We start from the raw sequence: 25,488 nt of genomic DNA, 5'->3' as shown, positions 1-25,488 counted from the left end.
AAAAAACCTTGACTTATTTAAGGTCAAAGCTGTTTTTATGTTATATTATCATTAAAAAAAGTGATCGTCTACTTGTTCTTTAAAAAATGATTTAATAAAAACTCTGTTGAACTGTCATGAGCATTTACTTTATTTGATTGTATTTCGTCGAGAATCGAATTGGCTAATTGCTTACCAAGTTCAACCCCCCATTGATCATAACTAAAAATATTCCAAATAATACCTTGTACAAAAATCTTGTGCTCATACATTGCAACTAATGATCCTAATGTTTTTGGCGTTAATTTTTGAATCAAAATTGTATTAGTGGGTTTGTTGCCAGCAAAGACTTTAAAAGGCAAAAGGAATTCTGCTTTATCAGTAGCAAGCCCTTGTTTATCAAATTCAGCCTGAACTTGAGCTTCTGTTTTACCGTTCATCAAAGCTTCTGTTTGAGCAAAAAAGTTGGACATCAATTTATTGTGATGATCTTCATTACCATACAATGGCTTTACATATCCAATAAAATCAGTAGGAATTAGTTTTGTGCCTTGATGAATTAATTGAAAAAACGCATGTTGTGAATTAGTTCCCGGTTCTCCCCAAATAATAGTACCGGTTTGATAATTAACAGGTTTTCCGTCACGTCCTACACTTTTCCCATTACTTTCCATCGTACCTTGTTGTAAATAAGGGGCTAATTTTTGCAAATATTGGGTGTAGGGAATCAATGCCTCGCTTTCAGCACCAAAAAAATTGTTATACCATATACTTAACAAAGCTAGTGTTACTGGAATATTTTTATCAAAATCAGCAGTTTTAAAATGCTCGTCCATTTCATTGGCCCCATTCAATAATTCATTATAATTATCAAATCCTACGGCCAAACTTATTGAAAGACCCACTGCACTCCATAAAGAAAATCTCCCTCCAACCCAGTCCCACATTGGGAACACATTCTCAGGATTTATTCCAAATTCAGTTACTTTTTGAAGATTAGTAGAAACAGCTACAAAATGTTTGGCAACATCTTCTTGTGAAGCTGATTTCAAAAACCATTCCTTTATGGTTTCTGAGTTAGTTAATGTTTCTTGAGTCGTAAACGTTTTTGATACAATTACAAAAAGTGTTGTTTCTGGATCTAATTTTTTTATAATTTCATTTACATGATCCCCATCTACGTTAGATACAAAATGAACATTCAAATGATTTTTATAAAACTGTAAGGCTTCCACAACCATTGCAGGACCAAGGTCAGAACCTCCAATTCCTATATTAACAATATCTGTAAAAGGTTTCTCAGAATATCCTTTTCTTACACCGTTTACGATTTCGTTTGTAAAACTTCGGATTTTTTCTTTTACTTCAAAAACTTCTGGAATTACATTTTCACCTTCTACTTTAATAGTAGCATTTTCTTTTGCTCTTAAAGCAGTATGCAATACTGCTCTATTTTCAGTTTGATTAATAATATCTCCTTCAAAATATTTTGAAATAGCATCTTTTAACTGAATTTCATTAGCTAATTCTTGTAATAAAGTAATTGTCTCCTTATTGATAATGTTCTTAGAGTAATCAACTACAAAATCATTCCATTGAAAATGAAATTGAGCCGCTCTAGTTTTGTCATCTTTGAACATATCTTTCATAGAAACAGTATTCATTTCCTGAAAATGTTTCTGAAGTTTTTGCCAAGCAGTAGTTGTGATTGGATTTGTATTTTGTAAAGCCATACTATTTTTATTTTTAATAGGTGTAAATTTACACTTAGTTTTCAAAAAAAATAATTTTAATGTCAATAAAAAAATAATTTTGAACGCAATCCTTATAGTTGAATTATTAAATTCAGTTTGAAAGTTTCCTGAGTATATTTTACAAACTACAAATGAGCGATACTATCTAATTCTCTTTTTAAAGGTTTCATTTGAGCTATAAATCGAGGTAAGTTTTTACTGTCCATTGGCTGAGAATTGGGCAATTGCAATTTCAAAGCATCGACTTGCACACCGTTTTTCCAGAATCGATAGCATACATGTGGTCCTGTGGCTAATCCAGTACTTCCCACTCTTCCTATTGTTTGACCTTGAGTTACTCTTTGACCTTTTCGAACCAATATTTTGGACATGTGTAAATATTGAGTCTCATAAGTTTTGTCATGTCTAACTTTTACAAAATTACCATTTCCTGCCGTATATCCAGATTGTTCAACAATCCCAACAGCAGTAGTCATAATTGGCGTACCTGTTGGAGCAGCATAATCTGTTCCTTTATGTGCTTTCCATCGTAGTTGCACAGGATGAAATCTATTTTTTGTAAAATGGGAGGTAATATTTACGAATTTTAATGGGGCTTTCAAGAAAAAGTTTTTAAGTGCTTTTCCTTGATCATCATAATAATCGGTTTTCCCTGAAGATTCATTTTGAGCAAAAGGAAAAGCGTAAATTAATTTTCCTTTATATTCAAAAAAAGAAGCTTTTAGACTGTCAACACCATCATAAATAGTATCGTCTATATACCTTTCGGTAAAAGTTACACCAAATCTGTCTCCTTTTCTTAATTTGAAAAAGTCAATTGACCAAGCGTATATTTTTGTTAATTTGTTTGCCAAAGTAGCATTAACTCCCTTTTTACTCAATGCTTCAGATAATGATCCGTCTAATTTTCCAGTAATTGTCCTTAGTTTATAAGTAACTGGCCTTGTTTTTTTATACACTGTTATTGAATCTCTTAAATCAATAACATAATAACTTCCTCGGTCGGGTTGATAAACAAAATATTTTAATTTTTTATTTCGATCTTTTGAACGCAAAAATGTAAAGACTTTTCCAATTCTAATAGTTCTCACATTAAAACTGTCTTTTACTTTATTAACAATATCATAAACTTTTTTGTCACCAAAGTTTTGATTTTCGATAATACTACCAAAAGAATCGCCTCTTTTAACAGTGTCGTGAAGCACATTAAAATCGTTAAATTTAAAACCAAATTTTTCTACTTCAGGGACAAATTTTTTATCAGGAATTATACTAAGTGTTTCTGATTGATTACAAGAAACTAATAAAATTAAAACGATTATTAGTGAAAATATATTTTTCAATTTGGAAATATTACGCAATTAATGAGTTGTTTTATGAATAGCTTGTTCTTTCGTTAAATCACAAACTTATATTTTTATATTTATAATAGTATCTTAAACGGATATTTCAATCCTTTGAAATTTTCTAAATCTGCTTTGATAGATCCTACAGAAAGACTTGCTTTTACTCTTACTGGAATTTTATTATCATCATCAGATATCCAAACGGTTAAACTTTCTTCTTCTTTAAAAACTCTACCTGATTGTACATAGGGACGAAAAATCATTGTAGGTACAACTCCAAATTTAGTTTTAATATTTTCTCGACCTAAAAACTTTAACCTAAATTTAGTAGTATCCTCATCGAGAAACATATCAATTGCTATGAATTCCCCTATTTTTATTTTATCAATACTTGGACTATTCCTTAAATAATAAAATGTGGATATGATGTCCTGAGTATTCTTTGGAATATTAAACGTTTTTTCTGATCTATTCTTATAATCTTTTACAAGAACTGTGTTTTCGGACTGATTAAAGAATCCTTCTTGGTTTTTTGTATAACCTCCTTCATCAATTTTTCGAACATATTGATATGGATTTCCGGTTTCTTTATCAACATAGCTTTCATATTGATCATCTACTTTAAAAAAAACTCTCGACATTCCTGTAGTGAATCCTTTACCGATAATATGAAAAACTTTTTTATTGTTTAAATTTGCTTCTTTTACTTCAAGAGTGGCATAACCCGCATTAATAATTCCATAATGTATTCGCATTTTAACCCATTCTCCAGCGGAAAAAGCATCTTCTTTTTTTGAATTAAAACTTAAAATGAGTAGAACCGCTAATAGTAGAATTGTTTTTTTAATTGCCATAGTTTGTTTTTTATTATTAGCAAACGCAAATTTTGTTCCAAATATATTAAAACAAAAAAACTCAGTCAAATAATGACTGAGTTTTATGCTATTAACTAACCAAAAAATATAAATTATGCAATTTATATAATTCAAAGAAGGAAACCACCCCTTCTTTTATGTTTGACAAAGATAAACTAGGATTTAAAAAGATTTTTTAAAAATTTTCATTTTAACATTTAGCATACAAATGCACAACTTAATTTTGTAGTTTTTTTTATATAATACAAAAATAAGCAACTTTTATTTACATTCCTTTTATATCAGCAATTACAAAACTTAAAATAATTGCAGAATTTGAATAAAATTTGCACTAAATATTGAAAATTTCGCTCGCTGTTGTCGAAAAATGAAATTGTTTTGAGAATTATGTATTTGTTTTAAGGCTATAAATACAAAAGCTGACATTAAAATAAACCCAAATTCATTGTATTACTGATACAAAAAACTGTAACCGTTTAATTTATTGAAATTATTAGAACCAAAATCCAACACTGAACCAAGTATAATTTTTAGATGTTTCAGGTGACCATGAGTGTTTAATTTCGATAGGACCAATAATTGAATCCAAGCCATATCCTATTGCATAACCTGAATATTTAGGTAATGAAATCCAATGCAATGTCTGAAAAAGATCTTTTTCAATATTGGCATAATTTGCGGAAAAATTCAAATGATGTTTTTTAAATATTTCATAATCGATACATAATGACCCTTTTAAATAGCTATTGGCCGCAAGACTAATAAAATCATAGCCATAAAATGGCCTAAAATTATTTACAGGATTAAATCCGTATCCTCCCAAAACAAAATCAAAAAAGGGAACACTTTCACCTCCTAATGAAAAACCACCTTCAGTTTGAATGTTTAAAGTAAAATTTTTAGTAATAGATATTGCAGCTCCACAATTTGCTTTTGCAATTGAAAACGGTTTAAATAGAGTAGAATAATCAGATGAAAATAAATAAGATTGTATGTCTCCAGAAAAAAACAATCCTTTTTTAGGAAAATATTTGTTGTCTAAAGAATCGTATTTAAGATATCCATAAACACTTGTATAACTACTTTTATCTATTATGGGTGATGTGTTTGATAATGTTTCTGACTGTATTTTTAAAAATTTTACTTCAACACCAGCTCCAATGAGAAATTTTCGGGCAAATAAAGTCTGTAAATAAACTTGGTTTGTTAAATCCGAAAAATCTAGATTTATGTTATTTAAATTAGAATTCCAATAATTTTCGTCATTTAGTTCTTTTGATACATTTTTATTAAATTGGTTGAAATAGGATTTAAATCCATAACTCCAATAAAATCCATTATCGATATAATAATCGATATTATACCTGAAATTATCCCCTAGAACTACGTCTACAGATGCAACGTCATTTTTAAAAAGTGTTTTTTTCTGGGTTAAATTCACTAAAACCCCACTTTTAAACAAGTTATCAAAATGCAATCCAAATTTTAAAAATGTATTATCATAATTCTCAGTTAAGTTTAATATTAAGTCATCTCTTGAATTATTTTCTTCAAATGAATAATTTATACCACTAAAATTATTTGTAGCATTTAAATTATCTATTCCCTTTCTTAAATCCTGATAACTAATATTCTTTCCTTCTTTAAAAGGTAATTTCCCTTTTATATATAATGGAGTATAATTATTTAAATCATTAATAATTATTTTATTCAAATAAATACTATCAACACTAGGTTTCAATTTGTTTTGAATATAACTATTTTTATCTCCAATTTTATTCAGCTGTTCGTATACTGCAAAAGCGGCTTCTTCTCCTTTTTTAATAATTTCCAAACCTTTATCAAAAGAAATAATTCCATAGCTTTTAATATCTGGTTTAATATAAATATCCGTTTCGGCTATTTTCTTTTTCATTTTTTCAATGGACTGGATAGCTGTAATTTGCCCTATAATTCTTGTGGCTTTTTTAAGCTCACTCCTTTCAGACAGTCCGTCTTGAACATCGACTCCAATAATGATATCCGCACCCATTTGCCTCACTTTTTCAACTGGGTAGTTATTAACAATCCCGCCATCTAAGAGTAGATTGCCGTCAATTTCAACTGGAGAAAATAATGATGGAAATGCAGAACTGGCTACCATGGCGTTCACTAAATTGCCTTTATCTAATATGACTTCTTCTCCATTTTCAATATTTGTGGCAACACAGAAAAATGGAATCTTCAACTTATTAAAATCACTAATATGCCTATCATTTCTAGTTAAAGAAGTCAATAAATTGTAGTTGTAAATTGATTTTGAAAGTGCTTCTGGAACGCCTATTTTAAATTTATCAAACGGCAAGACAATTGCATACAGCTCATCGTTTCTTTTTTCATAAAAACTCTTTGAAGAACGTGGTGTGAAATCTTGAAGTAATTTATCGAAATTTACGGTTCTAAAAATGGAATCTATTTGAGTGGCATTGTAACCTGATGCATACAAACCCCCAACTACTGACCCCATGCTGGTGCCGCCAATATAATCTATTTTTATTCCCGCTTGTTCTATCACCTTCAATACCCCAATATGAGCGAATCCTTTAGCACCTCCACCACTAAGAACCAATCCAATTTTGGGCCTTTTTTTTATGGTGTCTTGAGCTTGTGAGGCAAGAGGCAAAAGGCAAAAGGCAAAAAACAACAAGAAAGTCAAAATTAACAATAAGCGGCTATTAACAATTGTCAACTGAATATTGACAAAGTTGATTTTCGCTTCTAGCTCTTGACTTTTGGCTTTTGCCTTATTTCTCATTTTAAGTATTTTTATTGTAAAAGTCGGTAATTTTTTTGGCTTTTGATATGCCTATAACGTCCGAAATTTCTTTTTCTGATGCTAATTTCAATCTTTTAACACTTTTAAAATGCTGAATTAGAGTTGTCATTGTTTTCTCTCCAATTCCAGGAATACTTTCAATCGAAGAATTTAATGCTGCTTTACTTCTTTTGTCACGGTGATGTGTAATCCCAAAACGATGCGCTTCATTTCTTAATTGCTGAATTACTTTCAAGGTTTCGGATTTTTTATCCAAATACAACGGAACAGAATCCCCAGGATAAAATAATTCTTCTAACCTTTTTGCAATTCCAATGATTGCTATTTTTCCACGTAATCCCAAATCATCAATGCTTTTCAAAGCCGAAGACAGCTGCCCCTTTCCCCCATCAATAATGATGAGCTGTGGCAATGGTTCGTTTTCGTCCAACAATCGTTTGTACCTTCTATAAACCACCTCAGTCATCGATGCAAAATCGTCTGGACCTTCGACTGTTTTTATATTAAAATGGCGGTAGTCTTTTTTGCTGGGCTTCCCGTCTTTGAACACTACGCATGCTGCAACAGGATTGGTTCCTTGAATATTAGAATTGTCAAAACATTCGATATGTCGTGGTTCAACTGTTAGTCGCAAATCCTTTTGCATTTGCGCCATAATTCGGTTGGCATGACGATCTGGGTCCACAATTTGCAGTTGTTTTAATTGCTCAATTCGGTAAAATTTAGCGTTTCGAATAGACAAATCTAAAATTTGTTTTTTATCTCCTAATTGCGGAACAGTAACTTTTATACTAGCTCCCAGATTAACCTCAAACGGAACTACTATTTCTTTTGACAATAAATGAAAGCGTTCTCTTAATTCGATAATCGCCAATTCCAATAATTCTTCGTCGGTTTCTTCCAATTTCTTTTTAATTTCCATTGTATGCGAACGAATAATCGAACCATGAGAAATTTGCAAGAAGTTCACAAAGGCCGCACTTTCGTCAGACACAATCGAAAACACATCGATATTAGTGATTTTTGGACTGACAATTGTAGAACGCGATTGATAATTTTCAAGAACTTCTATCTTCTCTTTTATTTTTTGTGCTTCTTCAAAATGCATTTCCTTGGCCAAATCAGTCATCACTTTCTTGAAATCTTTCAAACTTTCTTTGAAATTTCCTTTTAATATTTCTCGAATGCCATCTACTTGTTTTTGGTAATTTTCTAAAGATTCATAACCCTCACAAGGTCCTTTGCAATTTCCAATATGGTATTCTAAACACACTTTGAATTTACCATTTTCGATATTCGATTGACTTAAATCATAATTGCAAGTTCGCAGCGGATACAGTTCTTTTATTAACTCTAAAATAGTATGCACGGTCTTGAAACTCGTGTAGGGACCAAAATATTCTGAACCATCTTTGACCAATCGGCGGGTAGAGAATATTCTGGAAAAAGGTTCTTTTTTGATGCAAATCCACGGATAACTTTTATCATCTCGCAATAATACATTGTAACGGGGTTGCAAGGTTTTTATAAGGTTGTTTTCCAATAAAAGGGCATCAGTCTCAGTAGGAACAACAATGTGTTTTATCGTTACAATCTTTTTTACAAGCACATTGGTTTTGGCCGTATCATGCACTTTATTAAAATAGGAAGAAACTCTTTTTTTTAGATTTTTGGCTTTGCCTACGTACAAAATTTTCCCTTCCTTATCGTAATATTGATAGACTCCAGGACCGTCGGGCAAAGTTTGAATCTGAAGTTCGAGAGTTGGGTTTGGCATTTTAGATTGGAGATTTTAGATTGGAGATTTTAGATTCTTTGGATTTTTTAGATTTTTTTGACTTCCATTCAACAAATTTACAAATAACATTTTTGTAAATCAACATCACCTATCGGTTACCAAAATATAATTGCTACATTTATACTTTTATAATTTGGTATGACAAAAACGCAACGCAAATCAATTACAATTTTAGGCGAAACCATTTTACCTGGCGAAAGCAAAACCATCGACATGGAAATTGCCAAACTACACAATGCAGCCAAACTCAAAATTCCCATAATCATTAAACGCTCTAAAATAGACGGCCCTACGGTACTTTTTTCAGCAGGAATTCATGGTGATGAAATTAATGGAATTGAAATTGTACGCCAGTTAATTACAAAAAAAATCAACAATCCTAAAATTGGTACCATAATTTGCATTCCTATAATCAATATGTTTGGTTATATCAATATGTCCCGACAATTTCCCGATGGCAGAGACCTAAACCGCGTTTTTCCGGGTCGAAAAAATGGATCATTAGCAAGTCGGTTTGCCTATCATATTCTTACCGAAGTAATGCCAGTTGTTGATTATGCCATTGATTTTCATGCTGGTGGCGCAGGTCGTTTCAATGCACCTCAAATTCGATTAGCGCCAAACCAACCCGAATTAAAACAACTAGCCGATGTTTTTAATGCTCCTTTTACCTTGTTTTCTAAAAACATTTCAGGTTCTTTTAGAAACTCGAGTCAAAAATCGAATGTAAAAATGTTGTTATTTGAAGGAGGAAAATCATTAGATATAAACACTGAAGTTGCCGATTTAGGAACAGAAGGAGTCAAACGCGTTTTATCCTTCTTGGGTATGTTAGACCACAAACATGAAGTTGTAAACACTACTACAGATAGCATTTACATCAATAAATCATCTTGGATTCGAGCACAATCATCTGGCCTACTTCATGACCACAACAAAATTGGAACTTTTGTGAAAAAAGGAGAAATAGTCGCAACTATTACAGATCCTTTTGGAAATTTTGAACAAAAAGTAAAAGCGCCAAACGATGGCTATATTATCAATGCAAATCACGCTCCTATCGTTTACCAAGGAGATGCAATTTGCCATATTTCAAAGTCTCTTTTAAATGGAAACTAATAAAAAAGAGTTAAGACAAAAGTACAAAGCCAAAAGGCAAGAGTTGAGCGATGCTGAAATCGACGACTTGAGTTTGGCTGTTGCCAATGAAGTACTGAAATTACCTATTTGGGACAAAACCTATTTTCATATTTTCCTTCCAATAACCGAACATAAAGAGATAAACACCGAATTTATTTTGCACCTACTTTCTGGAAAAGACAAGGAAATAATCATTTCGAAAAGTGATTTCAACACCAGAAATATGACCCATTTTTTATTGACCGACAATACCAAAATCAAGAAAAACGAATACAACATTCCGGAACCTGTTGATGGAATTGAAGTGCCTGCTAAAAAAATAGAGGTCGTTTTTGTACCGCTTTTGGCCTTTGATAAAGCAGGACATCGTGCAGGTTACGGCAAAGGATTTTATGATAAGTTCTTGGCGGAATGCAAGCCAGAAACCATCAAAATCGGGCTTTCCTTCTTTGAACCTGAAGAACTAATTGAGGATGTTTTTGAGAATGACGTGCAGCTGGATTATTGTGTGACACCGAATGGAGTTTATCCGTTTTAATTTCTAAAATCAATAAAAATGAGGTCAATCTAATTGGAGAAACTTAATATTTTACGATTTCAAATCATTTATTTTTTATAATTTAAATTTTGATTTGTGTCTACAATTATAGAATTATTCATCTTATAAAGATGCTATGAAAGCTGAGATTTTTAATTTATTTTCAAATGAAATAATAAATAAAAGTAGCTAGATTTTAACTTCATATCATTTTTTGCAGTTAAAAATGCTATAATAAAATTTAATTAAATGGACTTATAATGAAAATTTTAATTGCCCCTGATAAATTCAAAGGCTCCTTGTCTGCAATGGAAGTTTGTAATGCGGTCGAAAGTGGAATCAAAAAATTCGACTCTGCGATTGAAACAATAAAACACCCACTTGCTGATGGCGGAGAAGGAACTCTTGACATTTTGCAAAATTATTTTAAGTTAAACATTGTTTCAGTTGTTGTAAAAGATCCTTTATTCAGGGACATTACAGCTACTTATAGGATTTCGACCGATACTGCTTATATTGAAATGGCCAATGCTTCTGGATTGCAATTATTAGATGAAAAAGAAAGAAATTGTTCTGAAACTACAAGCTTTGGAACAGGACAATTGATTTTTGATGCTTTAAAAAAAGGGTATACTAACATCGTTTTATTCATTGGCGGAAGCGCCACAAATGATGCCGGAATAGGTATGGCAGCTGCATTGGGTTATACTTTTTACAACACAAAAAATGAAGAAATATATCCTATTGGAAAAGAACTTCTTTCGATTGAAAAAATAGACAGTCAAAACCTAGCATTCGACTTAAATTCATTAAATGTAACGGTAGTTTGCGATGTAAAAAACCCCTTGTTTGGTCCAAACGGAGCTGCTTATGTTTATGGCCCTCAAAAAGGAGGTTCACCCGCAGAAGTTAAAAATTTAGACTTAGGACTGCAAAATTTTAGCGTTAAAGTCTCGAAATACTTGAATAAAGATGTAGCAACTATTCCTGGTGCTGGTGCCGCAGGAGGTTTAGGCGCTGGCGCTGTCGCTTTTTTGAATGCCAAAATGCAATCAGGAATTGATTTTGTGATGGAACAAACAGGTTTTGATACCCTTTTACAATCAAACATTGACCTCATCATTACTGGCGAAGGTAGTGTGGATAAACAAACCGTTGAAGGAAAAGTAATCAAAGGAATTAGCGAAAGAGCGAATCAATTCAACATTCCATTTTCAATCATTGCTGGAGTTATAAAAGACAAGGAACTTATTGTCGAAAACTTAAATCCTAAAAGCCTGCATTCGATAATGGAATTGGGAGTAACTGTTGAAGATGCTATACAAAATGCATCTTCACATATCCAGAAAATAGCTACTAAATTACTTTCTGATAGTTACAAATAATAAAATATTTCCCCTACGAACTAGGCTTTCATTTGCAGCAATTAAAGAATCTAATACTGTTGATGAAACGCTTTTTTGTTGAAAACTAATAAAATTCCAACGCCTGTAGAAATCGCCATATCAGCAATGTTGAAAATTGCATTGAAGAATTTAAAATGATTTCCGCCAAAGATAGGCATCCAATCTGGCCAGAAGCCTTCAAATAATGGGAAGTAGAGCATATCAACCACTTTACCATGAAACCAAGTTCCATAAGGTTGATCTGCAAACAAAGTTGCTAAATGCCCAAAGCTATCGTCGAATATCACACCATAAAAAACAGAATCGATGATATTCCCAAATGCACCTGCAAGAATCAAAGAAATTGCCACAATCAAATAGTTGGAACTGTGTTTTCTTTCGACAGAATCCCAAAGCCAATATCCTATTCCTGTTACGGCAACGAGTCTAAAAACGGTGAGAACTAATTTTCCGTAAATACCCGGAATTACTGTTCCCCATGCCATTCCTTCATTTTCTATCAATAGAATTTTGAACCAATTGGTTACATCGATTTGACCGCTTTCACCATAAATGAAATTGGTTTTTATGTATATTTTAGAAAATTGGTCAACTAGTAAGATGATAAAAACTATCAGATAAGCATTTCGTAATGACATTGTTTTGAAAATTTAATGGCGCAAAAGTAATTTATTTTATAAAAAAAACGCCCCAAACGGAGCGTTATTTTCTAAATGAAAAGTGAATTATCTTTGCAAGTTTTTTGCTTCGATACTCATTGTTGCATGAGGAACGATCAACAATCTCTCTTTACTGATCAATTTACCCGTTACTTTACACACCCCATAAGTCTTGTTTTCTACACGGAAAAGTGCATTTTTCAAATCGCGTATGAATTTCTCCTGACGGATTGCCAATTGGGAATTAGCTTCCTTAGACATGGTTTCGCTTCCTTCTTCAAAGGCTTTGAATGTAGGCGAAGTATCGTCTGTTCCGTTATTTAAATCGTTCATATAAGCACTTTTTATCAAATCCAAGTCGGCCTGTGCTTTATTTATTTTTTTAATAATTAACTCTTTGAACTCTGCTAAGTCAGCATCTGAGTACCTTGTTGTTACTTCGTCTATCATCTTCTGGTTATTTAGTAATTGCTATTTTAGTTTTTATTTCGTCAAATTCTATTTCGATTCCTTCACTTATTTCTTCTTCAAAAACTAGTGTTTCAGTTAACGTTTCTGATTTTATATAATTTTCATTTGCTTTTACAGCATTTTCCAACTCGAAATTTTTTTGCAAATGTACTTTAATTTTGTCAGTAACCTCAAATCCAGAATCTTTTCTTATGTTTTGAATTCTGTTTACTAATTCTCTGGCAATTCCTTCTTGTTTCAATTCTGGTGAAATGGTAATATCCAATGCAACTGTAATTCCGTTTGAATTGGCTACCAACCAACCTTCGATATCCTGCGAAGAAATCTCAACATCTTCTATGGATAAAATTATACTATTTCCCGCAATAACAATACCAATGCTTCCTTCCTTATCCAATTTATTGATTTGATCAGCAGAAAACCCTTGTATTTCCTTAGCTATCAGCCCCATGTCTTTTCCGAAACGGGGTCCAAGTGCTTTGAAATTAGGTTTAATTTGTTTCACTAAAACTCCTGAAGCATCGTCTAAAAGTGTGATTTCTTTTACATTTACTTCCGCTTTTATAAGGTCCGCCACCGCCTCAATCTCTGCTCTAAAAACAGCGTCAAGTACCGGAATCATTACCTTTTGTAAGGGTTGGCGCACCTTGATCATTTCCTTTTTTCGAAGCGATAAAACCAATGATGAAACAGTCTGTGCTTTCTGCATTTTGCTCTCTAACGATTTATCAACAAAGTTGTCAACTGAAACTGGGAATTTCGCCAAATGTACCGACTCATATTTTTCTGTATGTGTTGCCAAAGTTAAATCTCTGTAAAGTTTATCCATAAAGAACGGAGCGATTGGTGCTCCTAGTTTACTTATGGTCAACAAACAGGTATAAAGTGTCTGATATGCTGCGATTTTATCCTGTGCATACTCGCCTTTCCAAAAACGACGACGACACAAACGAACGTACCAATTACTTAAATTTTCTTGTACAAATTCTGATATCGCGCGAGCCGCTTTAGTTGGTTCATAATCCGCATAAGCGTCATCAACTACTTTTACCAAAGTATTCAACTCAGAAATAATCCATTTGTCAATTTCTGGTCTTTCGTTCATTGGCACTTCTGCTTCTGCAAAAGTGAAGTTGTCTATATTAGCATACAACGCAAAGAAAGAATAGGTGTTGTATAAAGTTCCGAAGAATTTACGACGTACCTCAGCAATTCCCTCTAAATCAAACTTCAAGTTATCCCAAGGATTGGCATTCGAAATCATGTACCAACGCGTAGCATCAGGACCATATTCATTTAATGTATCGAATGGATCTGCGGCATTTCCAAGACGCTTAGACATTTTTTGTCCGTTTTTGTCTAAAACCAATCCGTTTGAAACTACATTTTTATAGGCTACTTTATCAAAGACCAAGGTCGAAATGGCGTGTAAGGTATAAAACCAACCACGAGTTTGATCGACACCTTCGGCAATAAAATCAGCAGGATAATCTTTGTTCCCATCAATTTTATCTTTGTTTTCAAATGGATAATGCCATTGTGCATACGGCATAGCACCCGAATCAAACCAAACATCTATTAAATCTGCCTCTCGTTTCATAGGTTTTCCTGAAACAGAAACTAAGGTAATTTCATCGACCACATTTTTGTGTAAATCAACCAAATCATAGTTGGCTTCGTCCATATTTCCAATTTCAAAATCTTTGAAAGGATTTTCTTTTTGGACGCCGGCAGCAATAGCCTTTTCGATTTCATTGTACAATTCTTCTACTGAACCGATCAAAATTTCTTCGGTTCCTTCTTCGTTTCTCCAAATTGGCAACGGAATTCCCCAAAAACGAGAACGCGATAAATTCCAGTCGTTCGCATTTTTCAACCAATTCCCAAAACGTCCTTCTCCAGTTGCTTTTGGCTTCCAGTTGATGGTTTCGTTCAATTCGAACATACGATCACGCACTTTGGTGATTTCGATGAACCAGGAATCGAGTGGATAATATAAAATGGGTGTGTCGGTTCTCCAACAATGTGGATAACTGTGCACGTATTTCTCTACTTTGAAGGCTTTGTTTTCTTCTTTAAGTTGAATGGCAATTTCAACATCCATGGAGCGTTCTGGCGCTTCGCCCTCTGTATAATATTCGTTTTTAACGTATTTTCCAGAATAACTTCCTACGCCATCAATGAATTTTCCTTGAAGATTTACCAACGGCACTGGATTTCCATTTTCGTCTAAAACAAGCATTGGCGGCACTTCCGGAATTGCCTCTTTGGCCACTTTGGCATCATCGGCACCAAAAGTTGGAGCGGTATGTACTATTCCTGTTCCATCTTCGGTAGTTACAAAATCACCCGAAATTACTCGGAACGCATTTTCTGGATTTTGATAAGGCAAAGTAAACGGCAATAATTGCTCGTAACGAATACCAACTAAGTCATTTCCTTTGCATTCAGCAATTATTTGGAATGGTATCTTTTTATCTCCTGCTTTGAAATTTTCAAAATCGGCAACTTCAGTACTAGCAAAAAATCCTTTAGAGAATTGTTTGCCAACCAAATTTTTAGCCAAAATCACACTCGTTGGCAAAAAAGTATATTGATTAAAGGTTTTTACCAACACATAATCAATTTTTGGACCAACAGTCAAAGCGGTGTTTGATGGCAAAGTCCAAGGTGTTGTTGTCCAAGCCAAAATATGTACATCCCCAAAACCTACCAAAAAGCTGGGTAAAGTTTCGTTTAAAGCTTTGAATTGAGCCACAACAGTAGTATCCGTTACATCTCTATAACTTCCGGGTTGGTTTACTTCGTGAGAAGATAATCCTGTTCCTGCTTTTGGTGAATAAGGTTGAATGGTGTAACCTTTGTACATCAAATCCTTGTTGTAGATTTGTTTCAAAATCCACCAAACAGTTTCCATATACTTGGATTTATAGGTAATATATGGATCTTCCATATCTACCCAATAGCCCATTTTTTCGGTCAAATCGTTCCACACATCGGTGTAACGCATTACCGTTTTTTTGCAAGCTTCGTTGTATTCTGCTACTGAAATGGTTTTGCCAATATCTTCTTTTGTAATTCCCAATGCTGCTTCAGTACCCAATTCTACAGGCAAACCATGAGTATCCCAGCCTGCTTTACGCTTCACTTGGAAACCTTTTTGAGTTTTGTAACGGCAAAATATATCTTTAATCGCTCGCGCCATTACGTGGTGAATTCCCGGCAATCCATTTGCTGAAGGAGGTCCTTCAAAAAAAACGAATGGTGGGTTGCCTTCACGAGTACTTACACTCTTCTCGAATATGTTTTCTTTTTTCCAAAAATCAAGTACTTCTGATGCAACTGTAGGCAAGTTAAGTCCTTTGTATTCAGTAAATTTTATGCTCATTTTATCCTTTTCTTAAATCGTGGTGCGAAAGTAATAAATTAATGTCGAAAGTCGAAAGTCATAAGGTCGAAAGTTGTTGATTTGGTGGTTTTATTAACCACAAATCACCCGAACTTGCACTAATTTTTTCTATTTGTAAAAATTTGCTTAATTCATAGCTGTATTCTTCATGAAAAAACTGCAGCTAAAACTTCTAAGGACTTTGGCTTTCTAAAACCGTCTAGATGAAAAGAATAATAATCTATTAAAACTTTCAAAACGATTTGTCTTTCGATGACATGGAAGATTTTCTGATCGTTGTCAAATTTTAAATGGATGAGTTTTTTGAAGAGATTGGTTTCGTGTTCGGTGAGCGAACCGATGCCGTGAAATGGAGTAAAAATACCTTCGTTGGCATCGAAAAACGGGAAATCTATCTCGGAAATATCAGGATAAAAACCGAGATATTTGGTTATTTCAAGCATTAAAATCAGATGAAAATTGGCGGTTTCGTTGTGATTGTCGAGCCAAAATAAAGCCGTTTCTAAGAAAGTAAAAAGCGGCTCGTTTTTTTCTTCTTCGTGAATGGAATGGTGCAAAATTTCAGAAACAAACATCACTATGGTGCTTTTGAAAATATCGGAATGAATGGATTGAAAAGGAGTCGCAATTTTGATTTCCTTGAAATTCTCTAAGTTACCTTTATTTTTATGAACCGCTTCAATTTCAAGAATAGTTAATGGCTGGAAATAGGCGATTTTCTGGTTTGATTTTCGAGAAGAAAAAGCATCGCGAACAAAGTACGATTTCAAACCATGAGATTCTGTAAAACAGCGTACAATCAAGGATTTCTCTTGGTATTTGAGAGAGGAAATGACGATGGCTTTTGTTTTTACCAACATTTGGTTTTGGATTTTTTGAATTTGGAATTTACCTAATTATCATCACTTTTTTCACCTTCGTTTCAATTCCATCTTGAGCCGAAATAAAAATCATATAAACACCTGAAGCTACTTTATTTTTTCCAAATACGGTGGTGTCCCACTCAATTGTTCCTCCTTCGGAAGTGGTTTCGTATACAAGATTTCCCTCAATATCTGTAATTTTCACTGTTGCCTTATCTAATAAACCAGCGATTTTTACTGTTCCAGTATAATCTGGTCTCACAGGATTAGGATACACATAAGCACTATTTAAATCTTCATTTGCTTTTGTAGCAGTTCCTTTGAAAGAAACCATTCCTTTTGAAGTGGCTATAAATACTTCGCCCGTAGCGCTATTGATGTCAATATCATTAATGACATTACTTGGCAAAGGCGAATTAGTTGTGGTAAAATGATATTTGGTTTCCTGACCGTTTGTCGAAACTAAAAACACACCGGAATCGGCCGTTCCAATCCATTTATAATTGGCTCCATCGACCGCAATATCCGTGATAAATTGTTCGTACATTAATTCTTGAGCAACACCTTCTTCGAGAATTATAATTGATTTTGTAGTCATTTGATCATCCGATTGAAAACTACTTACATTGGACAAAACTCTCAATCCTTTTGCAGTTCCTATCCAAAGTTGATTGTTGTTGTCGATTGCAATGGCTCTTACGTCTGGCGAAGGTAAATTTCCTAAATCTGTACCAAAAGTTATTTTTTTAAATTTATTAGTAGATTCGTTATAACTTAGGACACCTTCAAAATTAGAACACCACCATTTAGTGCTGTTTTTGTCAATTATAAGTCGCCCAAAACTGGTATTAGTATATTTATCAACAATACTCGCCAAAGAATAACTTTGCCATTGACCATTGGCTTTCAATTGTTTTAATCCATTTACAACAAGAGTATTATTTACCCATAAATTTCCCGATTTGTCAAATGCACCTCCGTTTATTCTAACATCGTTCCGATAGCCATTAATAAATGTAATGTCTTCTAAAGCGCTATTATTCTGGTTATATAAAACTGTCGGGATATCATTTTCTACTTTTAACAAACCCGAATAACCTGAACCCATATAAACTTCATTCTCATTATTAGGATTTATCATCACTCGAACTATAGATTTTGCGCCTAACACTTTTTCGTACGGAATATTCAACCATCCCTTTTCGTTATATTTACTTATTCCGTAACTATCTAATGGATAGGGGTTGTAATCACCTGCATAGTCACCATATACTGCCCAAAGTTCATTTGAAGTAGTTTGAAACGAGAAAATATTGTTCCTACTAGGTCCTGATGGCAAAGTATTTTCGAAAGTTGTAGTGGTTAAAATTGTAGTGGAATAGATTCCGTTTTCTTTTGTTCCAATATAAATGACATCTCCAATACTTGTCGCACAAACAAAATTAATATTACTTTCAGGAATTTGGGCACTATTAATTTGACGGATTAATGCCAATTGGTTATTATAAATATACACACTATTTAAGGTGGTTACAATCAAATAATTCGCTATTGCCCGCATATCACTGGAAGTCTGCGATAATTGTATAAATCCCGTAAAAGAATTTAAACTTGAATTAAATTTATAAATATATCCTGAACTATTAATTGCCAATAGTTCTGTATTGAAAGTTTCGACACTCGACCAACTTCCTGTAGCAATTTGTGACCATTGATTAAAATCGACTAAATTTTTACTGGTAATATCTGCTTTTCTAATACCATTAGCTGTAGCTGCATAAATAAATCCATTAAAGACGGCTGTTTGACGAACACTTTCTTCAGCACCATTGTTGCCAATAAAATAGGTGTCACCAAATAACATAGTTGACAAATTGAATTGTACGATCCCAAAATCACAGGAAACATATACAATTCCATTGTATTCCATAAAATGATTGATTTTCTTTAAATTTGAGGGAAGTTGTTTACTGATAACATCTACTACATTAAGCATGCTTCCATCCTTTTCATTTATTACTATCATCAAGCCATTTTCGTAGCCTACAATTGTTTTGTTTGAAACTACACTATAATACAAAGAAGTAATCGTTTGCCCTGAAAGTCCATCAATTGTATTTGTGGTTTTTAATTGTCCTGAATTTAAATTCTTTGAAAACAAAGCGTTTTCTGAGGCTGCAAAAATAGTTGTTGGCGAAGCTGAAATATCTTTTATTGAATTATAGGAGAAATAGCCTTGCCATAACAAATTATTTTGGGCAAAACCAAATTGCAAAAAAAATAGAGACAATAAATAGAGAAACCTTTTTTTCATTTTTTAAAATACATAGTGGTTCACAAATATAATACAAACGTAAGTAATGGGATTTTGTTTCAATCAAAAAAACGCCTTCTAATCAATTTCGAAAACTCGAATTATTAAAAGGCGTTTTGTATTTATTAAAAAAATGATTCTAAACCACTCCTTGTGCTAGCATTGCATCAGCCACTTTTACAAATCCTGCGATATTTGCTCCTTTTACATAATCAACATAACCTGATCCGTTACTACCATATTTAACACATGATGCGTGAATAGCCAACATAATTTCTTTTAATTTTACATCAACTTCTACATTAGTCCAGCTTAATCTCAGTGAATTTTGGGACATTTCTAATCCTGAAGTTGCCACACCACCTGCATTTGATGCTTTACCGGGTGAGAATAAAATTTTTGCTTTTTGGAAAACTAGTACTGCTTCTGGTGTTGTTGGCATATTTGCGCCTTCGCCAACACAAACACATCCATTTGCAATAAGAGTTTTCGCTTCCTCTTCATTTAATTCGTTTTGAGTTGCACATGGTAAAGCAATATCACATCGAATTTCCCATGGACGCTTTCCTGCTATATATTTTGCTTTTGGATATTTGATCAAATAATCGCTTATCCTTCCTCGAAGTTCGTTTTTTATTTGCATAATGTAAGCTAATTTTTCAGAATCAATTCCGGCAGCATCATAAATATAACCCGCAGAATCGGACATCGTAACCACTTTCCCTCCTATTTGAGTTGCTTTTTCAACGGCATATTGCGCCACGTTTCCAGAACCTGACACAACAACTGTTTTCCCTGAAAAGCTATCTCCCTTAGTGGCTAACATACTTTGGGCAAAATACACATTGCCATATCCTGTTGCTTCTGGTCTAATCAAAGAACCTCCAAAAGAAATTCCTTTTCCAGTTAGAACTCCAGTAAATTCATTTCTAAGTCTTTTATATTGACCAAAAAGATATCCAATTTCCCTTCCTCCAACACCTATATCTCCTGCAGGGACATCCGTATTGGCTCCAATATGTTTCGATAATTCAGTCATAAATGCTTGACAAAAATGCATCACTTCATTATCAGATTTTCCTTTGGGATCAAAATCTGCTCCTCCTTTTCCACCACCCATTGGCAATGTGGTCAAACTGTTTTTAAAGGTTTGTTCAAAAGCCAAAAACTTCAGAATGCTTAAATTCACTGAAGGATGAAAACGAATACCTCCTTTATAAGGTCCGATAGCTGAATTCATTTGGATACGAAATCCTCTATTTACTTGAGTTTCTCCTTTGTCATCAACCCAAACCACCCTAAAAATTATGATTCGGTCTGACTCGACCATTCGCTCTAAAAGCATTTTGTTTTGGTATTTTTTATTTTCTTCTATAAATGGTATTACGGTTTCAGCAACTTCAAGCACTGCTTGCATAAACTCCGGTTCATTCGGGTTTTTATTTGCAACCGCTTCAATAAAATTAGAAATGTTTTTCGTCATGATTATTAGATTATTGGACGTTTAAGAAAACGTTTTCGTTAATTAGTACAAATATACATTATATAAGAATAATTCTAATTAATTTCAGAGATACTTCACCCCGTTTTTACCTTTTTGTAAATGTTGAAAAGAATTTATTTAAAATCAATATATTTGTTTGAAAAAGGATTGAAACCCCTATATTTAATTTATATAATATCCTTAATGATTGATGTTTTTATATATTTGTAGAAAAGTAATTTACTACCAATGATTCCAAAATCTATTGTCTTTTATTTTATCCTTATCATTGGATTTACTAATGTGACTCATGCACAATTTGGTTTTTCTCATGAAATTGGTGTTATAGCTGGACCTGTAGCATTTCAATCCGATTATGGACAAAGACATGATTTGTCAACAAATGCTGGTAATACTGGCTATGGAATTGGTTTAATACACTATATTAATTTTTCTTATACTGCCGAGTGTAACTGTTACACACCCGAAACCTATTTTAACGACCATTTTAAATTAAGAAGTGAGTTATCTTATAATAAATCAGAGTTGGATCATTTTGGTCAATGGGTAGAAGGCAAAAACTCACTTGCCAAAGAGCAATTACGCGCTATGCATGGTAGCACATCTGTAACAAATATTGGAATGCAACTAGAATTCTTCCCTTGGAGTATCCGCGACTTTACGGCTACGATTCAAAGTTGGGGACCGTTTATAAGTCTTGGTGGTCAATTTAGTTTCTATAATGCTAAAGCGTACTCTACTATGGGTCCGCTGGGAACGCCATTGACTACTTTTCCTAAATATTTAACTCCAACAGATGATCGTCCCTATGGATTTTCTACCGAGGGAGGCAATGTTTGGTCAATTGTTTCAAGTGTTGGGACTCGTTATAAATTGGCTCCTTTATCAGATTTGATGGTCGATTTCAGGTTACAGTATTATTTCTCGGATTGGGTTGATGGACTAAAACCAAACCCTACTTATTATAAAGAGAACAAAGCTAACGATTGGTTGGTTTGGTTTAATGTGGGCTATATTTATTATTTACAATAGAACCTGTACTAGAACCAAAATCAAAAACCCGATTTCAAGATTTGAAATCGGGTTTTTGATTATATAAAACAGTCTGAATTATTTATATCAACTTTCGAATTCCCATCATAATTCCTATATGTAAGCCTTCGTGAAAATAATTGAATGCCATGGCATCGTCGGCGTTTTTGATAACAAACCCTGTTGATGTAGGATATTCGAGATAGTTTTTGAAAACTTTATTGTTATAATCAATTTCGGTTTTTTCTATTGTAGTTCCTAACAAAGTCTTGATTTCATCAACTTCGGCTTGAGTCACAATGTGTTCTGGCTTTTCTCCTTTTTTGAATTTTTCAACCATATCGTCTGAAATCATCATTGGCAAACCGGATAATTTATATACTAACATTTGCTGAACCACTACAATGTGTGCAATATTCCAAATCAAATTATTCTTAAAACCTTCTGGAATAGTATTAAGTTGCTCTAAAGTATATTTGTCTAAAAAATCTTTTATGATGTTTCTGCTAGCTTTTGTAATTCTAAATGTGTGTTCCATTTTTTAATTTTTTGATAAAAATAATCATTTTACAAAACAAATGAATTTTCTTTGCAAAAAGAAATTCAAGTTTATGAACAAAATATACTATCTCGCTTCTTGTGATACCTGTAGAAAAATTATAAAATCATTACCAAAAGATCACAATTTAGTTTTTCATGATATTAAACAAGATCCAATAACGGCGGAAGAATTAGAAGAAATGCGCCAACTTTCAGGAAGTTACGAAGCCCTTTTTAGCAAAAAAGCACAACTCTACAAATCAATGGATTTAAAGAACAAATCCTTGACCGAAGCTGATTATAAAAAATATATTTTGGAACATTATACCTTTTTGAGTCGACCTGTATTTATCATTGACGGCAAAATATACATTGGCAACAGCCAACAAAACATGCTTCAAGTGTATAAAGCTTTAACTTAATGTCAAAAAGAACTCTTGCATTTATTACTGCTACTATTGTCTCCATAATATATGGAATGACTTTTACTATTGCCAAAGACGTGATGCCAAAATACATCGACGCCTATGGTTTTATTGTCTTACGAGTGGGAGGAGCTACAATTTTATTTTGGTTGTTTTGGCTTTTTAGCAGAACATCCAAAAAAGTGCGTGACGAAAAAATTGACCCCAAAGATTATCCCAGAATTATTGCCGCAGCCTTTTTTGGCGTAGCATTAAACATGTTAGCTTTTTTCAAAGGATTGAGCTTAACTTCTCCCATTTCAGCATCGGTACTTATGGTGTCTACTCCAATGATTGTACTGGTTCTTTCGGCCATAATTCTCAAAGAACGGATGCAAAAACGAATGGTTTTTGGATTAGTTTTAGGATTAATTGGCACAACAATTCTTGTACTCTATGGCAAGTCTGTAGGAAGTGCCTCCAATGCTAGCTTGGGTAATTTTTTAGTTTTTGTAAACGCCACTTCTTATGGTTTGTTTTTGGTGATTGTCAAAAAATTAATGGATAAGTACAATGCTTTCAACTTTGTAAAATGGATTTATCTAATAGGGTTTTTTATGGTCCTCCCTTTTGGATGGAGCCAGTTTGAAGTTATTGAATGGTCTATGCTCCCAATGGATATTTATTGGAAAATTGGGTTTGTACTCTTTTTTTCGACCTTTTTAACGTATTTACTCAATTTACTTTCGATGAAAGAATTAAAACCTACAACAGTAGCCGTTTTCGTTTATCTCCAACCCTTTTTTGCCACACTATTTGCCATTAGTCTTGGAAAAGACGAATTGTCATTAGTGAAAATCGCTTCTGCTATTTTGATATTTACAGGTGTGTATTTGGTAACACAAAAAAAGTAAGCAGTGGTCAGTTTTACAGTATTCAGTCTCAAAATAGTAGTAAAACAGTATCGATTCAATTAAAAATTCAGTATAATTCGTTTCAAAATTTCATATGAAAACCAAATATTTTCCATAAACCGTATCACTGAACACTAAAAACTGACCCCTGACCACTTTTTTATTATCTTTGAACTCTTTTAGAAAACAATATGATACAATCAATGACTGGATTTGGTAAAGCAAGTTTGCAATTACCAACCAAAAAAATAACAGTAGAAGTAAAATCACTGAATAGCAAAGGTTTGGATTTAAGCGTGCGAATGCCGTCAACTTACCGCGAAATGGAACTGGGTTTACGCAATCAAATCGCTTTGAAATTAGAAAGAGGAAAAGTAGATTTTTCTATTTTTATTGAAAGTACCGCTGAACAAACTTCTACGAAAGTGAATGTGCCAATTGTAAAAGCCTATATCGCTCAATTGCGCGAAGTGTATGCTGATGCCGATGAAACCGAATTGATGAAAATGGCCGTGAGAATGCCAGACACCATGAAAACCGAACGTGAAGAAATCGACGAAAATGATTGGATTCAAATCAAAACTGTTATCGAAGAATCTTTGCAAAACATCTTGAATTTCCGCAAAGACGAAGGCGCTTCTTTAGAAAAAGAATTCCAGTTGCGTATTGGCAACATTCGCCAATATATGAACGATGCTTTGGCGCTAGATCCAGAACGTGTTAAAGCTATAAAAGACCGTTTACAAACTGCTATTTCGGAGCTGAAAGTGAACGTAGATGAAAACCGTTTTGAACAAGAATTAATCTATTATTTAGAGAAATTAGACATCACCGAAGAAAAAGTACGTTTGACGAATCACCTGGATTATTTCCTAGAAACTATCAACGGAACCGAAGCTAATGGTAGAAAACTAGGTTTTATTACCCAAGAAATGGGACGAGAAATCAACACTATGGGTTCAAAATCAAATCATGCTCAAATGCAAAAATTAGTCGTGATGATGAAAGATGAATTGGAGAAAATTAAAGAACAGGTTTTGAATGTTTTATAAAAAAAGATTGTTGATTGCTTCGCCAGTTCGCCTTTTAGGCTCGGGAGTTGATTAACGATTTATGATTTCAGATTAAAAAAAAATGAAAAAAGGAAAATTAATAGTGTTTTCGGCACCATCAGGCTCAGGGAAAACCACCATCGTTAGACATTTATTAAAGCAAGAAGACTTGAATTTAGAGTTTTCTATTTCGGCAGCAACACGTGAAGCGCGTGGCGAAGAAGTAAGCGGAAAAGATTACTATTTTATGTCTCTTGAAGATTTTAAAACCCACATCAAAGCCGAAGATTTTGTGGAATGGGAAGAAGTCTACAGAGATAATTTTTATGGAACATTAAAAAGTGAAGTTGAACGCATTTGGGCTTTGGGAAAAAACGTAATTTTTGACATTGATGTTGCGGGAGGATTAAGAATTAAACATAAATTTCCAGAAGAAACCTTGGCTGTTTTTGTAAAACCACCAAGTGTTGATGAACTTAAAAGAAGACTCAAAGAACGTTCTACCGAAAGTGATGATAAAATCAATATGCGTATTGCAAAAGCTCACGTAGAATTGGCCACAGCACCACAATTTGATGTTGTAATAAAAAACTATGATTTGAGTTTAGCTTTGGATGAAGCTTATCAATTGGTATTGGATTTTGTAAAAAAATAAAAACTTCACACCAAGATTCA

20 protein-coding genes are annotated in these 25,488 nt (G+C 33.4%); 8 read left to right on the top strand and 12 right to left on the bottom strand.

All coding sequences use genetic code 11. The features are described from left to right. Positions 1–68 precede the first annotated feature (68 nt). The 5 genes from pgi to uvrC form a co-directional block, all read right to left on the bottom strand. Complete coding sequence (gene pgi / locus E0F76_RS03590) at positions 69–1,712, bottom strand: glucose-6-phosphate isomerase (RefSeq protein WP_132001448.1); 1,644 nt, start codon at positions 1,710–1,712, stop codon at positions 69–71. A gap of 146 nt (positions 1,713–1,858) precedes the next feature. Beyond that, entirely contained in the window at positions 1,859–3,076 is a 1,218-nt protein-coding gene (locus E0F76_RS03585; protein WP_132001445.1) for a M23 family metallopeptidase, read from the bottom strand. A gap of 80 nt (positions 3,077–3,156) precedes the next feature. Further along, entirely contained in the window at positions 3,157–3,927 is a 771-nt protein-coding gene (locus E0F76_RS03580; RefSeq protein ID WP_132001657.1) for a DUF3108 domain-containing protein, read from the bottom strand. A gap of 520 nt (positions 3,928–4,447) precedes the next feature. Beyond that, positions 4,448–6,748, bottom strand: a complete 2,301-nt coding sequence (locus tag E0F76_RS03575; RefSeq protein ID WP_132001442.1) for a patatin-like phospholipase family protein — start codon at positions 6,746–6,748, stop codon at positions 4,448–4,450. 1 nt (position 6,749) lies between these two features. Beyond that, positions 6,750–8,546: an excinuclease ABC subunit UvrC gene (gene uvrC, locus E0F76_RS03570; protein WP_132001439.1), complete on the bottom strand. Its 1,797-nt coding sequence runs from the start codon at positions 8,544–8,546 to the stop codon at positions 6,750–6,752. 159 nt (positions 8,547–8,705) lie between these two features. Here uvrC and E0F76_RS03565 point away from each other — a divergent pair, with 159 nt between their 5' ends. The 3 genes from E0F76_RS03565 (at position 8,706) to E0F76_RS03555 (ending at position 11,630) form a co-directional block, all read left to right on the top strand. Further along, the gene (locus tag E0F76_RS03565) at positions 8,706–9,686 is read left to right on the top strand and encodes a succinylglutamate desuccinylase/aspartoacylase family protein (RefSeq protein ID WP_132001436.1); all 981 of its coding nucleotides are present in this window, start codon (positions 8,706–8,708) and stop codon (positions 9,684–9,686) included. After that, positions 9,676–10,245 carry a 5-formyltetrahydrofolate cyclo-ligase gene (locus E0F76_RS03560; RefSeq protein ID WP_132001434.1) on the top strand — a complete coding sequence of 190 codons (570 nt, stop codon included), beginning with the start codon at positions 9,676–9,678 and terminating at the stop codon, positions 10,243–10,245. The genes E0F76_RS03565 and E0F76_RS03560 overlap by 11 nt, the downstream gene beginning before the upstream one ends. 260 nt (positions 10,246–10,505) lie before the next feature. Continuing rightward, positions 10,506–11,630, top strand: a complete 1,125-nt coding sequence (locus tag E0F76_RS03555; protein WP_132001431.1) for a glycerate kinase — start codon at positions 10,506–10,508, stop codon at positions 11,628–11,630. A 50-nt stretch (positions 11,631–11,680) separates the two neighbouring features. Here E0F76_RS03555 and E0F76_RS03550 read toward each other — a convergent pair whose 3' ends face one another. From E0F76_RS03550 to gdhA, 6 genes are all read right to left on the bottom strand, one after another. Then, complete coding sequence (locus tag E0F76_RS03550; protein ID WP_132001428.1) at positions 11,681–12,289, bottom strand: lipoprotein signal peptidase; 609 nt, start codon at positions 12,287–12,289, stop codon at positions 11,681–11,683. Positions 12,290–12,376: 87 nt separating this feature from the next. Next, complete coding sequence (locus E0F76_RS03545; protein ID WP_132001425.1) at positions 12,377–12,760, bottom strand: TraR/DksA family transcriptional regulator; 384 nt, start codon at positions 12,758–12,760, stop codon at positions 12,377–12,379. A 7-nt stretch (positions 12,761–12,767) separates the two neighbouring features. Next, positions 12,768–16,169 carry an isoleucine--tRNA ligase gene (ileS, locus tag E0F76_RS03540; RefSeq protein ID WP_132001422.1) on the bottom strand — a complete coding sequence of 1,134 codons (3,402 nt, stop codon included), beginning with the start codon at positions 16,167–16,169 and terminating at the stop codon, positions 12,768–12,770. A 167-nt stretch (positions 16,170–16,336) separates the two neighbouring features. Beyond that, a complete protein-coding gene (recO, locus tag E0F76_RS03535) occupies positions 16,337–17,050 on the bottom strand; it encodes a DNA repair protein RecO (protein WP_132001419.1) in 714 nt (237 codons plus the stop codon). A gap of 28 nt (positions 17,051–17,078) precedes the next feature. Beyond that, entirely contained in the window at positions 17,079–19,367 is a 2,289-nt protein-coding gene (gene porZ, locus E0F76_RS03530; RefSeq protein ID WP_132001416.1) for a type IX secretion system anionic LPS delivery protein PorZ, read from the bottom strand. A 139-nt stretch (positions 19,368–19,506) separates the two neighbouring features. Continuing rightward, positions 19,507–20,850: an NADP-specific glutamate dehydrogenase gene (gene gdhA / locus E0F76_RS03525; RefSeq protein ID WP_132001413.1), complete on the bottom strand. Its 1,344-nt coding sequence runs from the start codon at positions 20,848–20,850 to the stop codon at positions 19,507–19,509. Positions 20,851–21,099: 249 nt separating this feature from the next. Between gdhA and E0F76_RS03520 the strand changes: the two genes are divergently transcribed. Beyond that, positions 21,100–21,903 carry a THC0290_0291 family protein gene (locus E0F76_RS03520; RefSeq protein WP_165932625.1) on the top strand — a complete coding sequence of 268 codons (804 nt, stop codon included), beginning with the start codon at positions 21,100–21,102 and terminating at the stop codon, positions 21,901–21,903. Between the two features lie 82 nt (positions 21,904–21,985). Here E0F76_RS03520 and E0F76_RS03515 read toward each other — a convergent pair whose 3' ends face one another. Next, positions 21,986–22,441 (bottom strand): DinB family protein, encoded by a 456-nt coding sequence (locus E0F76_RS03515; RefSeq protein WP_132001410.1) that lies wholly within the window; start codon positions 22,439–22,441, stop codon positions 21,986–21,988. Positions 22,442–22,514: 73 nt separating this feature from the next. Here E0F76_RS03515 and E0F76_RS03510 point away from each other — a divergent pair, with 73 nt between their 5' ends. The 4 genes from E0F76_RS03510 (at position 22,515) to gmk (ending at position 25,468) form a co-directional block, all read left to right on the top strand. After that, positions 22,515–22,865 (top strand): arsenate reductase family protein, encoded by a 351-nt coding sequence (locus E0F76_RS03510; RefSeq protein ID WP_132001407.1) that lies wholly within the window; start codon positions 22,515–22,517, stop codon positions 22,863–22,865. Continuing rightward, positions 22,865–23,761 carry a DMT family transporter gene (locus E0F76_RS03505; protein ID WP_132001405.1) on the top strand — a complete coding sequence of 299 codons (897 nt, stop codon included), beginning with the start codon at positions 22,865–22,867 and terminating at the stop codon, positions 23,759–23,761. The genes E0F76_RS03510 and E0F76_RS03505 overlap by 1 nt, the downstream gene beginning before the upstream one ends. Positions 23,762–23,952: 191 nt before the next feature. Then, positions 23,953–24,813 (top strand): YicC/YloC family endoribonuclease, encoded by an 861-nt coding sequence (locus tag E0F76_RS03500; protein WP_132001402.1) that lies wholly within the window; start codon positions 23,953–23,955, stop codon positions 24,811–24,813. Between the two features lie 82 nt (positions 24,814–24,895). Further along, positions 24,896–25,468 carry a guanylate kinase gene (gene gmk, locus E0F76_RS03495; protein ID WP_132001399.1) on the top strand — a complete coding sequence of 191 codons (573 nt, stop codon included), beginning with the start codon at positions 24,896–24,898 and terminating at the stop codon, positions 25,466–25,468. Positions 25,469–25,488: the final 20 nt, after the last annotated feature.

The organism is Flavobacterium cellulosilyticum (genome assembly GCF_004349355.1).
Classification (GTDB): domain Bacteria; phylum Bacteroidota; class Bacteroidia; order Flavobacteriales; family Flavobacteriaceae; genus Flavobacterium; species Flavobacterium cellulosilyticum.
The sequence above is the reverse complement of the archived record's forward strand: the minus strand, read 5'-3'. Positions and strand labels throughout refer to the sequence as shown.

Coding starts and splice junctions, on each gene's coding strand:
- E0F76_RS03505 (WP_132001405.1), top strand. CDS start 22,865: ATGTCAAAAAGAACTCTTGCATTTATTACTGCTACTATTGTCTCCATA.
- E0F76_RS03555 (WP_132001431.1), top strand. CDS start 10,506: ATGAAAATTTTAATTGCCCCTGATAAATTCAAAGGCTCCTTGTCTGCA.
- E0F76_RS03515 (WP_132001410.1), bottom strand. CDS start 22,441: ATGGAACACACATTTAGAATTACAAAAGCTAGCAGAAACATCATAAAA.
- E0F76_RS03575 (WP_132001442.1), bottom strand. CDS start 6,748: ATGAGAAATAAGGCAAAAGCCAAAAGTCAAGAGCTAGAAGCGAAAATC.
- porZ (WP_132001416.1), bottom strand. CDS start 19,367: ATGAAAAAAAGGTTTCTCTATTTATTGTCTCTATTTTTTTTGCAATTT.
- E0F76_RS03560 (WP_132001434.1), top strand. CDS start 9,676: ATGGAAACTAATAAAAAAGAGTTAAGACAAAAGTACAAAGCCAAAAGG.
- E0F76_RS03510 (WP_132001407.1), top strand. CDS start 22,515: ATGAACAAAATATACTATCTCGCTTCTTGTGATACCTGTAGAAAAATT.
- E0F76_RS03545 (WP_132001425.1), bottom strand. CDS start 12,760: ATGATAGACGAAGTAACAACAAGGTACTCAGATGCTGACTTAGCAGAG.
- recO (WP_132001419.1), bottom strand. CDS start 17,050: ATGTTGGTAAAAACAAAAGCCATCGTCATTTCCTCTCTCAAATACCAA.
- E0F76_RS03550 (WP_132001428.1), bottom strand. CDS start 12,289: ATGTCATTACGAAATGCTTATCTGATAGTTTTTATCATCTTACTAGTT.
- E0F76_RS03500 (WP_132001402.1), top strand. CDS start 23,953: ATGATACAATCAATGACTGGATTTGGTAAAGCAAGTTTGCAATTACCA.
- E0F76_RS03520 (WP_165932625.1), top strand. CDS start 21,100: ATGATTCCAAAATCTATTGTCTTTTATTTTATCCTTATCATTGGATTT.
- ileS (WP_132001422.1), bottom strand. CDS start 16,169: ATGAGCATAAAATTTACTGAATACAAAGGACTTAACTTGCCTACAGTT.
- gmk (WP_132001399.1), top strand. CDS start 24,896: ATGAAAAAAGGAAAATTAATAGTGTTTTCGGCACCATCAGGCTCAGGG.
- pgi (WP_132001448.1), bottom strand. CDS start 1,712: ATGGCTTTACAAAATACAAATCCAATCACAACTACTGCTTGGCAAAAA.
- E0F76_RS03565 (WP_132001436.1), top strand. CDS start 8,706: ATGACAAAAACGCAACGCAAATCAATTACAATTTTAGGCGAAACCATT.
- gdhA (WP_132001413.1), bottom strand. CDS start 20,850: ATGACGAAAAACATTTCTAATTTTATTGAAGCGGTTGCAAATAAAAAC.
- uvrC (WP_132001439.1), bottom strand. CDS start 8,546: ATGCCAAACCCAACTCTCGAACTTCAGATTCAAACTTTGCCCGACGGT.